General features: G+C 71.8%; 14 protein-coding genes and 1 tRNA gene. 6 read left to right on the top strand and 9 right to left on the bottom strand.

The features are described from left to right. Window positions 1-39: 39 nt before the first annotated feature. Window positions 40-1,323 (bottom strand): MFS transporter, encoded by a 1,284-nt coding sequence (locus CLT75_RS22835; protein WP_135242393.1) that lies wholly within the window; start codon window positions 1,321-1,323, stop codon window positions 40-42. A gap of 110 nt (window positions 1,324-1,433) precedes the next feature. Here CLT75_RS22835 and CLT75_RS22830 point away from each other — a divergent pair, with 110 nt between their 5' ends. Beyond that, window positions 1,434-1,907: a hypothetical protein gene (locus tag CLT75_RS22830; RefSeq protein WP_486485249.1), complete on the top strand. Its 474-nt coding sequence runs from the start codon at window positions 1,434-1,436 to the stop codon at window positions 1,905-1,907. 37 nt (window positions 1,908-1,944) lie between these two features. Here CLT75_RS22830 and CLT75_RS22825 read toward each other — a convergent pair whose 3' ends face one another. The 4 genes from CLT75_RS22825 to CLT75_RS22810 all read right to left on the bottom strand — a co-directional run bounded on the left by CLT75_RS22825 (window position 1,945) and on the right by CLT75_RS22810 (window position 4,981). Then, window positions 1,945-3,048 carry a calcium:cation antiporter gene (locus CLT75_RS22825; RefSeq protein WP_135242391.1) on the bottom strand — a complete coding sequence of 368 codons (1,104 nt, stop codon included), beginning with the start codon at window positions 3,046-3,048 and terminating at the stop codon, window positions 1,945-1,947. Window positions 3,049-3,124: 76 nt separating this feature from the next. Beyond that, window positions 3,125-3,799: an HAD-IA family hydrolase gene (locus CLT75_RS22820; protein WP_135242390.1), complete on the bottom strand. Its 675-nt coding sequence runs from the start codon at window positions 3,797-3,799 to the stop codon at window positions 3,125-3,127. Between the two features lie 80 nt (window positions 3,800-3,879). Further along, a tRNA-Pro gene (locus tag CLT75_RS22815) sits at window positions 3,880-3,956 on the bottom strand. A 131-nt stretch (window positions 3,957-4,087) separates the two neighbouring features. Continuing rightward, window positions 4,088-4,981, bottom strand: coding sequence for a metallophosphoesterase (locus tag CLT75_RS22810; RefSeq protein ID WP_135242389.1), 894 nt, complete (start codon window positions 4,979-4,981; stop codon window positions 4,088-4,090). 25 nt (window positions 4,982-5,006) lie between these two features. Here CLT75_RS22810 and CLT75_RS22805 point away from each other — a divergent pair, with 25 nt between their 5' ends. Continuing rightward, complete coding sequence (locus tag CLT75_RS22805) at window positions 5,007-5,462, top strand: GatB/YqeY domain-containing protein (protein ID WP_135242388.1); 456 nt, start codon at window positions 5,007-5,009, stop codon at window positions 5,460-5,462. A 72-nt stretch (window positions 5,463-5,534) separates the two neighbouring features. On the opposite strand, the gene CLT75_RS22800 is transcribed toward CLT75_RS22805, so the two are convergent. Continuing rightward, window positions 5,535-7,979, bottom strand: coding sequence for a transglycosylase domain-containing protein (locus CLT75_RS22800; RefSeq protein ID WP_135242387.1), 2,445 nt, complete (start codon window positions 7,977-7,979; stop codon window positions 5,535-5,537). Between the two features lie 402 nt (window positions 7,980-8,381). Between CLT75_RS22800 and CLT75_RS22795 the strand changes: the two genes are divergently transcribed. After that, complete coding sequence (locus tag CLT75_RS22795) at window positions 8,382-8,702, top strand: WhiB family transcriptional regulator (RefSeq protein ID WP_043327856.1); 321 nt, start codon at window positions 8,382-8,384, stop codon at window positions 8,700-8,702. 9 nt (window positions 8,703-8,711) lie between these two features. On the opposite strand, the gene bagB is transcribed toward CLT75_RS22795, so the two are convergent. Genes bagB through CLT75_RS22780 form a run of 3 tightly spaced genes read right to left on the bottom strand, consistent with a single transcriptional unit; the run spans window position 8,712 to window position 11,517 of the window. Next, window positions 8,712-9,860, bottom strand: coding sequence for an ArsA-related P-loop ATPase (bagB, locus tag CLT75_RS22790; RefSeq protein ID WP_209310370.1), 1,149 nt, complete (start codon window positions 9,858-9,860; stop codon window positions 8,712-8,714). Window positions 9,861-9,914: 54 nt separating this feature from the next. Beyond that, a complete protein-coding gene (bagA, locus tag CLT75_RS22785) occupies window positions 9,915-10,889 on the bottom strand; it encodes an ATPase BagA (protein ID WP_135242385.1) in 975 nt (324 codons plus the stop codon). Window positions 10,890-10,938: 49 nt separating this feature from the next. After that, window positions 10,939-11,517 carry an Rv0361 family membrane protein gene (locus CLT75_RS22780; protein ID WP_135242384.1) on the bottom strand — a complete coding sequence of 193 codons (579 nt, stop codon included), beginning with the start codon at window positions 11,515-11,517 and terminating at the stop codon, window positions 10,939-10,941. Window positions 11,518-11,852: 335 nt separating this feature from the next. Between CLT75_RS22780 and CLT75_RS22775 the strand changes: the two genes are divergently transcribed. The 3 genes from CLT75_RS22775 (at window position 11,853) to CLT75_RS22765 (ending at window position 12,978) form a co-directional block, all read left to right on the top strand. Further along, on the top strand, window positions 11,853-12,293 hold the full coding sequence (locus tag CLT75_RS22775; protein ID WP_135242383.1) for a hypothetical protein: 441 nt from the start codon (window positions 11,853-11,855) through the stop codon (window positions 12,291-12,293). A gap of 62 nt (window positions 12,294-12,355) precedes the next feature. Beyond that, window positions 12,356-12,511, top strand: coding sequence for a Sp36 family protein (gene sp36 / locus CLT75_RS22770; protein WP_013289021.1), 156 nt, complete (start codon window positions 12,356-12,358; stop codon window positions 12,509-12,511). A gap of 5 nt (window positions 12,512-12,516) precedes the next feature. Next, a complete protein-coding gene (locus CLT75_RS22765; RefSeq protein WP_135242382.1) occupies window positions 12,517-12,978 on the top strand; it encodes a RidA family protein in 462 nt (153 codons plus the stop codon). Window positions 12,979-12,999 lie beyond the last annotated feature (21 nt).

Genomic DNA, 12,999 nt, shown 5'->3' with positions numbered 1-12,999 from the left:
ACGGGCCCCGGAGCGTTCGTTCCGGGGCCCGTTCGCGTGTCAGCCGACCCGGGCCGGCTCGGGTGCTTCGACGGCCGTCAGGCGGCCGTCCTGCGCGGCGGTGAGCAGCGGGCGCAGCGACAGCGCGAGCAGCGAGGCGGCCAGGCAGCCGCCCACCACCACCGCCACCCAGACCCGGCCGTTCGCCGCGCCGATCAGCGGACCGGCGGTGACCGGGCCGACCACGCCGCTGATCCCGAAGATCATCGAGCTCATCGCGTTGTACCGGCCGCGCAGCTCGTCGGTGGCCAGCGCGTTGGTGATCGCGGGCATGACCGGCGACAGCATCGTCTCGCCGAACCCGAAGATCGCCGAGCAGGCCACCACGCCGAGCGCCGCGAGCACCGCGTTGCCGCTGCCCACCACTCCCGCCGCGCCGAGCACCAGCCACGCGCCGGCGAAGACCGCGCCGACGGTGGCGAGTGCCCGGGTACGGCTGCGCCCCTCCAGCCGCCGGATCACCAGCAACTGGGAGAGCACGATCATGACGGTGTTCGCGGCGAGCGCCCACGCCACCACCCGGGGCGTCACCTCGACCACCCGGACCGAGTACGCCGCGAAGCCCACCTCGATCTGCGCGTACCCGCAGGTGGTGAGCACCAGGCCGAAGACGACCAGGCGGCGGAACGGCCGGTCCCGCAGCACCGTGAGGTAGCCGCCGGTCCTCCCGTCGGCGGACTTCGCGCCGGCGACCACGGCCGGGCGGCGTCCGACGTGTGGCAGCGTGAGCAGGATCAGCGCGGGGGTCAGGTAGCTCACCGCGTCCAGCAGGTAGATCACCTCGAAGGTGATCGGACGGGCCACGTCGACCACCGCGCCGGAGATCAGGCCGCCGGTGCCGATACCCAGGTTGAGCAGCGCGAAGTTGAGCCCGAAGACGCGCTGCCGCTCGCCGTCGTCGGTCAGCGAGGCGAGGATCGTGTTCTGCCCGGCCCAGATCGCCGAGCTGCCGACGGCGATCAGCGTCATCACGCCGAACGCCGAGGCGGTCGAGTCGACGAGCGCCAGCGAGCCGGTGCCGATCGCCTCGATCACCAAGCAGGGCAGCACCACCCGGCGCGCGCCGAACCGGTCGATGAACGTGCCGGCCAGCGGCGAGAGGGCCAGCGTGACAGCGCCGAACCAGCCGATCACCAACCCGGCCCAGGTGTCGGTCAGGCCGCGTACGTCGGTGAGGTAGATGAACAGGAACGGCAGGGTGAGGCCGCGCCCGACCGCGGAGAACAACGTGCCGAGCAGGATCCGGCGGGCTTCGGGACGGGCGGGCAGGGCGCGGCGCAGCATGGCAGGGATTCTGTTCGGCGGGTACGACTACCGCGACCCGTTTACCCCTTACACACGCGGTCGCCGGGCCGGAAGGTGAGCGATCACACGTGCTCTGCCATGCTGACCCGGTGACGACGACCTGGCGGCACCTGCCCGCACCGGCCCGCGAGATCGCCGAGACGGCCACCGACGCGGTGAGCGCCGCGCAGGCCCGCGACGCCGAGGCGTACGCCCCGGCCGTCGCGCGGCTGGCCGCCGCCGACCGGTCCGGGCTGGTGCTCGGCGGCGTGGTCCGGCTGCTGCTGGAGGAGGGGCACCCGGACGGGCTGGACGGCGACGACGTACGCCAGGTGCTGGAACAGTGCGTCCGGTCGGCGGCGGCCTGGTGGCCCGACGTCGACCCGCACGTGCTGCTGGTGCTGCTGGCCGGCGCGCTGGGCGTCTACGATCCGGGTGACGACGAGAACCCGCCCGACCCGGCGGCGATCGCCCGGCACGCGCCGCTGCTGATGGCCGACCTGCTGGCGGTCACCGGGCGGCCGTTCGCCGAGTACCTGACCGCCGCGTTCGCCGAGGTGGCGCGGACGGAGACGCACGACTGACGGTTCTTGCCGGCGCGCGGGCCGGCAGTGGGCCCGCTTACGGGCTGGCGGCCAGGAAGACGAACGCGGCGAGCAGCACCAGGTGCACCCCGCCCTGGAGCACAGTCGCCCGGCCCGGTACGACGGTGAGCACCGCCGTCACCGCGGTCAGCGCCAGCAACGTCATCTGCGTGCCGCCCAGGCCCAGCACCAGCGGCCCGTCCAGCCAGATCGAGGCGATCGCGATGGCCGGGATGGTCAGGCCGATGCTGGCCATCGCCGATCCGAGCGCGAGGTTGAGGCTGATCTGCACCCGGTCCCGCCGGGCCGCCCGGGCCGCGGCGAGCGTCTCCGGCAGCAGCACCAGCAGCGCGATGACCACGCCGACGAACGCCTGCGGCAGGTTCGCCGCGCCGACCGCCGTCTCGATCGCCGGGGAGATCGTCTTCGCGTCGCCGACCACCGCGACGAGCGCCACCACCAGCAGGGCCAGGCTGGCCAGCGCGGTACGGGTGGACGGCGGCTCGGCGTGCCCGTCGCCGTTCTTGTCCTCGGCGAGGATGCTGCCCTCCTGGGTCACCGGGAGAAAGTAGTCGCGGTGCCGGCCGGTCTGCACCATGACGAACAGCAGGTAGAGCGCCAGCGAGGCGACCGCCGCGAAGGCGAGTTGCGCGGGGGAGAACTCCGGGCCCGGCCGGCTCGTGGTGAAAGTCGGCACCACCAGGCTGAGCGTGGCGAGCGTCGCCACCGTCGCCAGCGCCCCGCCGGTGCCCTCCGGATTGAACACCGCCACCTGCCGCCGCAGCGCGCCGAGCAGCAGCGACAGGCCGAGGATGCCGTTGCAGGTGATCATCACGGCGGCGAAGACGGTGTCCCGGGCCAGCGCCTGCGTCTTGTCACCGCCGCTGATCATCAGTGTGACGATCAGACCGACTTCGATCACGGTGACCGCCACCGCGAGCACGAGCGAACCGAACGGCTCACCGACCTTGTGCGCGACCACCTCGGCGTGGTGCACAGCCGCCAGTACGGCCGCCGCGAGCAGGCCCGCCACCACGAAGATGAGCGGGCCGGGCAACTCCCGTCCCCAGGTCATCACGAGCACGAGCACGGCGACCAGGGGCGCGACGGTGGTCCAATCGGTCAGGCGGGATCGGATCATCGGCGGCATGCGCATACTTTGCCAGGCAGCAGGGGCAACCGCGCGTGGCGGGGTGGCTTCGGGCAGTCCTGTCGATCTATTCGATCGAGGCCGGTTGCTCCAGGTGGGCGAGCACGTCACGGAGGTTCCCGATCACGGTTCCGGTCCAGCCCGGATCGGTGTCCTGGTGTTCCGTCGTCCGCAGCACCGTCATGCCGGCCGCCGCCGCGCCGGCCAGCTCGCCGTCCGCGCCGTCGCCCACGTACACGCAGTCGGCCGGCGCGACGCCCAGCCGCTCCGCGGCTGTGCGGTAGATCGCCGGGTCCGGCTTGGCCAGCCCGGCCTCGCAGGAGAACACCGTGACTTCGAAACGCCGGGCGAGCGGGCCGCCCGGCCACGCCTCGGCCGTCTCCGAGGTGGCGTTGCTGATCAGGGCCAGCCGGTGCCCGCGCTCCCGCAGCGCGTCGAGCACGCCCAGCGTGGCGGGCGTGACGCGGCCCAGCACCCGGTGGGCGAGGGCCAGCCGGTGCGCGGCGGCGCGGGCCACCTGCTCATGCGTCGGCGAGCCGCCGAGGCGCTCGGCGAGGATGCGGACGGTCTCCGGCGCGTTCCAGCGGACGAGGCGGTCCCGCCAGGTCGCGTGGTACGCGGAGACGAGCGCCGCCGGATCCACCCCGACGATGAGTGCCATCTCACCGACCACCCGGTCCCGCTCGTCGTCGGCGCCGTGGACCAGGGTGTGGAAGAGGTCGAAGACGACCGGCCGTGGCATGGCGGGATCCTACTGCGACGGTGAGCGGGGCCGGGGAAACGCAGAGGGCACATCCGAGATCGGATGTGCCCTCTTACCTCTGGTCGGGGTGGCCGGATTCGAACCGACGACCTCTTCGTCCCGAACGAAGCGCGCTACCAAGCTGCGCCACACCCCGAGGCGTGCCGACAAATAGTAGCCCACCCGCCCGCACGGTCAAACTCGGTACCCCCCGCCCCGCGTACCCGGCAGATCTTGGTACGGATGAGCCCTCCGAGGGGCGGCCGCGTACCAAGATCTGCCGGTGGGTCAGCGGGGGATCAAGGTGAGGATGCTGGCCTCGGGCGGGCAGGCGAAGCGGATCGGGGCGGTGGGGTGGGTGCCGAGGCCGGCGGAGACGTGCAGCCAGGAGTCCGAGCCGGGCCAGCGGTGCAGCCCGCGCGCCATTGAGCGGGGCAGCCCGCAGTTGGTCACCAGGGCGCCGTACCCGGGCACGCAGACCTGACCGCCGTGGGTGTGCCCGGCGAGCAGCAGACCGAAGCCGTCGGCGGCCATCCGGTCCAGCACGATCGGCTCGGGGGAGTGGGACACCGCGATCGACAGCGCCGCGTCGCCACTGACCCGGCCCGCCACGGCGTCGTAGTCGTCCCGTTCGATGTGCGGGTCGTCCACGCCGACCAGCTCGATCTCCCGCCCGCCGCCCTTGAGTGTGGTGCGGGCGTTGTTCAGGTCGGCCCAGCCGGCGCCGGTGAGGATGTCGCGCAGTTCCTCGTACGGCAGCGGCACGCCCTCGGTGTACTCCCGGTCGGGCAGGAAGTAGGTGAAGGGGTTCTTGAAGACCGGACCGGTGTAGTCGTTGGAGCCGAAGACGAACGCGCCGGGCAGGTCGAGCAGCGGCTGCAGGGCGCGCAGCACGCCCGGCACCGACTCCGGGTGCGCCATGTTGTCGCCGGTGACCACGACCAGGTCCGGGTCGAGCGCGGCCAGCGAGGCCACCCAATCCTGCTTGCGTCGCTGGCCGGGCATCATGTGCAGGTCGGAGAGGTGCAGCACCCGCAGCGGTTCGGCGTCGGTCGGGAGCACCGGTACGTCGTACCGGCGGAGGGTGAACATGTTGCGCTCGATGAGCGACGCGTACGCCAGGGTGGCCGCGCCGGCGGCGACGGTTCCGGCCGCGAGCCGGAATAGTGTGCGCTTTCGCATGGCGTTCAGGGTAGTTTCACCGTCCATGAGCACGCTGAAGGACCGTCTCACCGCCGACATGCGCGCCGCTCTCAAGGCGCGCGACGAGCTGACCACCTCCACGCTGCGGATGGCCCTGGCCGCCGTGGGCAACGCCGAGGTCGCCGGCCGGGAAAAGCGCGAGCTCAGCGACGACGAGGTGCTCGCCGTGCTGACCAAGGAGGCCAAGAAGCGCCGCGAGGCGGCGGTGGCGTTCGCCGACGCCGGGCGCGCCGAGCAGGCCGGCAAGGAGACCGCCGAGGGTGAGGTGCTGGAGCGCTACCTGCCCAGGCAGCTCTCCGACGAGGAGCTGGCCGAGCTGGTCTCGGGGGCGCTCGCCGCGGGCGGCTTCACCGGCAAGGCGCAGATGGGCCCGGCCATGAAGGCGGCCCAGGGCGCGGTGGCCGGCCGGGCCGAGGGTGGTCGGGTCGCCGCCGAGGTACGCCGCCAGCTCGGTCTCTGACCCCGGCGCTCCGGTAGCGCGGAAACGACGACGGCCACCTCCCGAGGGAGGTGGCCGTCGCTGTGTCGGCTGTCAGTTCGGCGGTCGTCCCGGCCGGCCGCCGTTACCCGGTCCGCCCGGGCCACCCGGCCGGCCCGGTGTGGCGGTGTCGCCCTGCTCCGGGGTGCCCTGGCCGGAGCTGACCTCGATCATCACCACGCCACCCTTGATGGTGCGCCCGTCCGGGCTGGTGCCGGCGGCGGTGCCGGCCGGGCACTCCGACGGCACCTTGTTGCTGGAGACCACCGGCTCGAAGCCGGCGCCCTTCAGCCGGGACTTCGCGGTCTCGATGGACTCGCACTTCACGCCCGGGATGGAGCGCTGGTCACCCAGGACGATCTTGCCGCTGGGCGGCGTGAAGTTCTTCCGCTCCTTGCCCTTCATGGCGTCGCGCAACGTCTGGTAGACCGCCGGGTTGATGCCCTGGGGCGTCTCGTCGTGGCCCATCTTCTGGTTGGTCTGCGGCCAGTCCGGGTCGGCCATGATGCCGGCCACCGCGTACTGCTTGGTCATCGCGACCAGGGCCGAGGTGCGGTCGGAGTCGGTGGTGCCGGACTTGCCGGCCACCGGCGCGTTGACGATGCCGCGGACGTTGCCGGCGGTGGCGGGGCCGCACTTGGTGGTGGAGGAGCGGTCACCGACCGGGCAGCGCGCGGCGTCCACGGCGGCGCGGGCCACCTCGGTGCTGACGCGCTGCTCGCAGCGGGGGTTGGCGACGTCCAGCTTCTCGCCGTCCGGGCCGCGGATCTCCTGCACCGGGATCGGCTCGCAGTACTTGCCGTCGGCGGCGAGCGTGGCGTACGCGTTCGCCAGCTCCAGCGGCGTGGTCTGGGAGACACCGAGGCTGAACGCGCCCCACTGGTGCGGGTTGGCGGCGAGCTGCGCGTCGCTCGACGAGCGGAACGTGATGCCGAGCTTCTGCGCGGCCTTCACCACGTTCTCCGCGCCGACCCGCTGCTGCAGGTCGATGAAGAACGTGTTGACCGAGTAGCCGAAGCCGCTCCACATGTTGTGCATGCCGGCCATCGCGGGGTTGGCGTTCTTCGGGCAGTACTTGCTGGTGCCCGGGCAGGCGGCGGGCGAGTTGAACTCGACCGGGTAGTCCGACTTGAACACCGGCTGCGCGTTGATCGGGTAGCTGAGCGGGTAGCCCTTCTCCAGCGCGGCCACCAGCGTGAAGATCTTGAAGGTCGAGCCGGCCTGGTAGCCGGCGATGCCGGGACCACCGGTGACCAGCGGGTTCACCGTGTTGGGGTAGTTGCCCCGGATCTTCTTCTTGGCCTTCTTCGGGTCGCTGGAGATCTTGTTCTGCGGGTCCGCCGGGTCGTCGAGCTTGAAGTTCCGGTTCACCGCCACGGCGCGGACCCGGCCGGTGCCCGGTTCGACAGCGGCCACCATGCGGGCCGCCTTGCTGCTCTCGCCGAGCTTGTTGCGGACGGCCTTGTCGGCGCCCTTCTGGGCCTGGACGTCCAGCGTGGAGATGATGGTGTAGCCGCCGCTCTTCAGCCGCCGCTCCCGGTCGTACGAGGTGGCACCGAACGTCTCCTGCTGGAGCCACCAGCGGTAGAGGTAGTCGCAGAAGAAGCCCCAGGAGCGGGTGGTGGTCTGGGTGCAGCCGTTCGGGGTGCGCTTGCCCTTGACCTGGAGCTTGATCTTCTTGGCGGCGTCCGCCTCCTGCTGGGTGATCGCGCCGATCTGCACCATGTTCTGGATGACGTAGTCGCGCCGGCCGACGGCCTCCGGGTAACCCGCCTTGGTGGTCGGGTCGAAAGCGGTGGGGGCCTTCACCATGCCGGCGAGCATCGCCGACTCCTGGATGTCGAGCTTGCTCGGCGGCTTGTTGAAGTAGACCTGGCTGGCCGCCCAGATGCCGTACGCGCCGTTGCCGAACGCGGCGATGTTCAGGTAGCGCCGGAGGATCTCGTCCTTGGAGAGCTCCTTGTCGACCTGGAGCGCCAGGCTCATCTCGCGCAGCTTGCGGCCGCTGGTGTCCTCGGTCGCGGCGACGACGTCGGCCGGGTGGGTGGCCGAGTAGGAGATGGCCAGCCGGACGTACTGCATGGTGAGCGTCGACGCGCCCTGCCGGGAGGAGCCGGCGGCCTGGTTGTTGACGAAGGCCCGCGCCACACCGTTGATGTCCACGCCGTTGTGCTTGTAGAAGTCGTGGTCCTCGGCCGCGATGATGGCCTTCTGCATGTGCGGCGAGATGTCCTTGAGCTGGACGTCCTTGCGGTTCTCGTCGTACATCGTGGCCAGCACGGTCTTGCCGTCGGCCGCGAGCAGCTTGGTGATCTGGGGTGCCCGGGCGACTGTCAGCTCCTTGGGCAGCGCCTCGAACGTCTCCGCCCCGGCCTTCGCGGCCAGGCCCGACATCGCCGCCACGGGGAAGGCCGCCGCAGCGACCACCACTCCGGCCAACAGGCCGCAGATCAGCAGCGATGCGGCGTTGGTCAGCACGTTGTGGTCACGTTTCCGCATCCAGGTCACCTCGACAGGGTACGCGAGTAGGGAATGGCGGGCGCGCGGGGAACTTTCCCCATTTCCTGCACGCGCCGGCCTCGTTGTGCTAAACGCACGAGCCCTGGTCCGAGGTTGCGTGGGATCCGGCGGAAGTCTCGCCGAACTCCGGGAGCGGCGCAGCGTTTTCACGTAGTCGGGCGGGGTAGTCGCGGGGCGAAAGCCCGGGAAGCCGGGAGTGTCCGGAATGATGGATTTCGCCGACAACGTTGCGTAATCGGGCGACTACACAGCATGATGGTGGCGGCGATCGCAGCCGGTGTCGTTCGTGCCGCCCTGGGGAGGCCGGGGCGAACGACCGGGGGGATGTACGAGGGCTGCTCGCGCGAAGTCGGTAGGTACTGCAAGGGGGGACGTGTACAGATGGGCATGATCACTGACTGGCCGTCACTGGCGGCATGTCAGAACGGAGACCCGGACGCGTTGTTCGTACAGGGCGCCGAACAGAACGTGGCGAAGAGGATCTGCCGGAGCTGCCCAGTTCGGTACGAGTGCCTGGCCGACGCGCTCGACAACCGGATCGAGTTCGGCGTGTGGGGTGGCATGACCGAGCGCGAGCGCCGGGCGTTGCTGCGCCGTCACCCGCAGGTCACCAGCTGGCGCAAGATGTTCGAGGCGGCCATGAAGAAGAACGCCAAGGAGAAGGCCGGCAAGGACAAGGTCCTGGTCACCACGGCCACCTGACCGCACCGGTCAGCTCCGGCTGATCGCCTCGCCGATCGTCCGCAGCCCGTCGACGTCGTGCACGTCGGCGGGCTGCGCCGTCACCGACACCGCCGGCACCGCCGGGAACGCCTCGGTGAACCGGGCCGCCACCTGCTCCTCGCGTACCGCCTGCTGGGTCAGCGCGGCGTGCGCGCGCAACACCTCGACGGTGCCCTCGTGCCCACCCAGGCCGGCCAGCCGCTCCGCGGCGGCCAGGCTCTCCGCCGCGGACAGGTCCGACGCCGGCCGGTGCACCCGGTTGAGCACCAGCCCGGCCAGCGGCATCCGCTCCTCCCGCAGGCGACCGGCGAAGTAGGCGGCCTCCCGGACCGCGTCCGGCTCCGGCGCCGCGACCAGCAGGAACGCCGTCTCCCGGGCCTGGAGGATCCGGTACGTCTGCTCGGCGCGCTGCCGGAACCCGCCGAACATCGAGTCGAGGGCGGCCACGAAGCCGGACAGGTCGGTGAGCAGCTGGGCGCCGATCACCTTCTGCACCACCTTGGAGAACATCCCGAAGCTGGCCGTGACCAGGCTGAACATGCTCCGCCCGCCGCTGCGCGCCGGCGCCAGCAGCAGCCGCAGCATCCGGCCGTCGAGGAACCGGGACAGCCGGGCCGGCGCGTCCAGGAAGTCGAGCGCGGACCGCGACGGCGGCGTGTCCACCACGATCAGGTCCCACTCGCCCCGGGCGTGCAACTGGCCCAGCTTCTCCATCGCCATGTACTCCTGCGTGCCGGCGAAGGTGGAACTCATGGCCTGGTAGAAGGGGTTGGCGAAGATCTCCGCAGCCTTCGCCGGGTCGGTGTGCTGGAGCACCACGTCGTCGAACGTGCGCTTCATGTCGAGCATCATGGCGTGCAGTTCGCCGCCGCTGGCCTCGACGTCGATGCCCTTGACCTGCCGGGGTGTGTTGTCCAGCTCGGTCAGGCCGAGCGACTGGGCCAGCCGGCGGGCCGGGTCGATGGTGAGCACCACCGTCCGCCGGCCGTGCCGCTCGGCCGCCCGCAGCGCCAGCGCCGCGGCGGTGGTCGTCTTGCCGACGCCGCCCGCCCCGCAGCAGACCACGATCCGTACGCCGTCGTCGGCGAGGATCTGGTCGACGTCAAGCGGAGGCGCCGCGTCTTCGGAAGGCACCAATCGAGCGTATCGGTCCCGAGGGCCTCTCTGCTCCGTGCCGGCCGCAGGTGTGAGTCAATCCGCCCGGACGAGGGCCTCGGCGAGCGTCTCCAGCCCGGCCCGGTCGACCCCCTCGGGCAGCAGCGGCAACTCGACCAGGGGCAGGCCCAGATCCACCAGGTCACCCCGCAGGGAGTCCTCCAGCTCACGGCGTACCTGCTGGTCACGAGCCTCCTCGACGAGCCCGGCCACGGTCGGGCCGTCGGTCGGCAGGCCGGCGGCGGCCAGCCCGCGCTTCAGCTCGGCTGCTGTCACCGCGCGCCCGGCCGGCACCGGCGGACGGACGCCGTTGACGATCACGCGGCCGACCGGGAAACCGAGCTGGGTCAGCTCCGCGACCGCGTCGAGCGTCTCCTGGACCGGCATCTCCTCCAGCAGCGTGACCACGTGCACCGCGGTCATCGGGGACCGGAGCAGCGCGGAGACGCCCTCGCTCTGGGTCTTGATCGGGCCGACCTTCGCCAGCCTGGCGGTCTCCGCCGTCACGTTCAGGAAGCGGCCGATCCGCCCGGTCGGCGGCGCGTCCAGCACCACCGCGTCGTACGTCCGGCGTGACCCGCTGGTGCGGGTGGTCGCCTCCTTGACCTTGCCGGTGAGCAGCACGTCGCGCAGGCCCGGCGCGATGGTGGTGGCGAAGTCGATCGCGCCGAGCTTGCGCAGCGCCCGGCCGGCCGCGCCGAGCTTGTAGAACATGTCCAGGTATTCGAGGAGCGCCTCCTCGGCGTCCACCGCCAGCGCCCGCACCTCACCGCCGCCGGGCGCGTCGGCGAGGTGCCGTTCCTCGTACGGCAGCGGGTCGGTGCCGAAGAGCTGGGCGATGCCCTGCCGGCCCTCCACCTCGACCAGCAGGGTGCGCCGGCCCTCGGCGGCCAGGCCGAGGGCCAGCGCGGCGGCCACGCTGGTCTTTCCGGTGCCGCCCTTGCCGGTCACCACGTGCAGGCGGGCCGGCCATCTGCCGGCGGACTCGGCCGGCTGCTCACTAGCTGCCACCCGTCGAGCCTAACCAGCCGTTGGGACCAGCTCTGTCCGGCCGGTGGGATCAGCCGACCTCGCAGACCCACCAACCCGTCTTCCGCACCACTGTGAAACGCAGCGCCTGCTCGGCGACCTTCTCGTCGGCGGTGGTCATGGTCACCCGCGCGGAGACGGTGGCCCGGTCCCCGGTCTGGTTGTCGACCGTCGGGGTGGGCCAGCGGAAACGGGGGTTCTGGTACTGCGCGACGTACTCCCGTACCTCGGTGACCTTGGCGGCGATCTTCTCGTCGTCACGGGCCGCCGAGCAGACGAACGCGGCCGCCTTCCCGGCATCGCGCTCCTGGTAGACGGCCTTGAGGAAGCCGTCCACGGCTACCTGCGGTTCTTTCGCGCCCTGGCCGTCCTCGCTGTTGCGTAACGCGAGGAACGCAGCAGTGCCCCCACCGCCGCAGAGTACGACCGCGGCGGCCAGCACCAGCGAGACGATCAGCACCGCCGGTCGCTTGCGCGGCGGGGTGTCGGACGGGTACGCCGGCGGACCGGCTGCGGGTGCGGGTCCCGGCGGCGCGCCGCCGACGGGCGGCGGTTGCGGATTCGGGTCGCCGGGCGTGCCGGTGTCGCCACCGGCGGGCGGTTGGGTCATCTGTCTCCCCCGGGTTGCGGCTCCCGTCGCCGCCCCAGGCGACGGGCACGGGTCGAGGTGTGCGGGCGCGCGTCGGCGCGCGTCCAGTCCGGAAGGGTATCGGTCGGCGGTGCGCTTGCCAGCCCCGCGTACGCGCTCCGCCGGGCGGACACGGCTACCGCCTTCCCGACCAGCCTTGTGTCGCAAATGTGACTGGACGTGACGAAGCGTGCGCGTCCCGTTGCCGGGACTTGTCGCAGGATCTACGTTCGTCCCCGACGCGGAGAGCCGGGCCGGGGACGGCTCCGAGCCGGATGGCGGTGTTGGTGAACAGGTACGACGCCCGGAGGCGACGGATGCGCGACGCGGAGAACAGTCCCCGAGCCCAGTTCCCCGGTGACCGGGCCGGACGGCCGGGTGAGGCCGAGGTGCCGGGCGCGCCGTTCAACGAGCGCTCCTACGGCCCGCCGGTCGAGGCGGTCCGGACGCTGCCCCGCTCCGGTGGGAAGGGGCGGGACGAGGACGAGCCCGGTTACGTCATCCACCTCCAGGTCCGGGTGCCCGACCTGGAGGCGGCCACCGCGCTCGCCGGCACCGTCGCCACCTCGCTGGGCTTCCTGGTGGAGCTGGACGCGGGCGAGACCACCGTCTCCACCGCCGACGACCAGAACAACAGGCACCGGGTCTTCTGCGACCTGCTGCTGCCCGACCGCAGCCGGTGCCCGCAGCGCTTCGAGCACGAGGGCCCGTGCGGCGAGCCGCCACCGGCGCCGGAGCCGCGTCCCGCGTCCTGGTGACCGCGGCGGACCGTAGGCTGTGCCTGACCGAAGTCCAAGTCAGGCAAGGGAGCCCTCCTCCGATGCAGAAGTGGGAATACGCCACGGTGCCGCTGCTGGTCCATGCGACCAAGCAGATCCTCGACAACTGGGGCGAGGACGGCTGGGAACTGGTCTCCGTGGTCCCCGGCCCGAACCCGGAGCAGCTCGTCGCGTACCTGAAGCGTCCGAAGGGCTGACCTCCATGAGCAACGGACCCCACGCGAAGCTCGCCGAGCTCGGCCTCGAACTGCCCGAGGTGGTGCCGCCGGTGGCCAGCTACGTGCCGGCCGTCCAGTCCGGGCAGCACGTCTACGTGTCCGGCCAGCTGCCGATGGCCGAGGGCAAGCTGCTCGCCACCGGCAAGGTCGGCAACGGCGTCTCGGCCGAGCAGGCGAAGGACCTGGCGGAGCGGTGCGCGCTGAACGCGCTCGCCGCGATCGACGCGCTGGTCGGGCTGGAGAACGTGGTGAAGGTCGTGAAGCTGACCGGCTTCGTGGCCAGCGCACCCGGTTTCACCGGCCAGCCCGGCGTGATCAACGGTGCCTCCGACCTGTTCGGCGCCGTGTTCGGCGAGGCCGGCCGCCACGCCCGCAGCGCCGTGGGCGTGGCCGAGCTCCCCCTCGACGCCCCGGTAGAGGTAGAGGTCATCGTCGAGGTCGCGTGACGCGCCCGCCCGCACCCGCGA

It is taken from the genome of Micromonospora sp. CNZ285 (assembly GCF_004637285.1).
The sequence above is the reverse complement of the archived record's forward strand: the minus strand, read 5'-3'. Positions and strand labels throughout refer to the sequence as shown.

Coding starts and splice junctions, on each gene's coding strand:
- CLT75_RS22835 (WP_135242393.1), bottom strand. CDS start 1,323: ATGCTGCGCCGCGCCCTGCCCGCCCGTCCCGAAGCCCGCCGGATCCTG.
- CLT75_RS22825 (WP_135242391.1), bottom strand. CDS start 3,048: ATGATCCGATCCCGCCTGACCGATTGGACCACCGTCGCGCCCCTGGTC.
- CLT75_RS22820 (WP_135242390.1), bottom strand. CDS start 3,799: ATGCCACGGCCGGTCGTCTTCGACCTCTTCCACACCCTGGTCCACGGC.
- CLT75_RS22810 (WP_135242389.1), bottom strand. CDS start 4,981: ATGCGAAAGCGCACACTATTCCGGCTCGCGGCCGGAACCGTCGCCGCC.
- CLT75_RS22805 (WP_135242388.1), top strand. CDS start 5,007: ATGAGCACGCTGAAGGACCGTCTCACCGCCGACATGCGCGCCGCTCTC.
- CLT75_RS22800 (WP_135242387.1), bottom strand. CDS start 7,979: ATGCGGAAACGTGACCACAACGTGCTGACCAACGCCGCATCGCTGCTG.
- CLT75_RS22795 (WP_043327856.1), top strand. CDS start 8,382: ATGGGCATGATCACTGACTGGCCGTCACTGGCGGCATGTCAGAACGGA.
- CLT75_RS22780 (WP_135242384.1), bottom strand. CDS start 11,517: ATGACCCAACCGCCCGCCGGTGGCGACACCGGCACGCCCGGCGACCCG.
- CLT75_RS22775 (WP_135242383.1), top strand. CDS start 11,853: ATGCGCGACGCGGAGAACAGTCCCCGAGCCCAGTTCCCCGGTGACCGG.
- sp36 (WP_013289021.1), top strand. CDS start 12,356: ATGCAGAAGTGGGAATACGCCACGGTGCCGCTGCTGGTCCATGCGACC.
- CLT75_RS22765 (WP_135242382.1), top strand. CDS start 12,517: ATGAGCAACGGACCCCACGCGAAGCTCGCCGAGCTCGGCCTCGAACTG.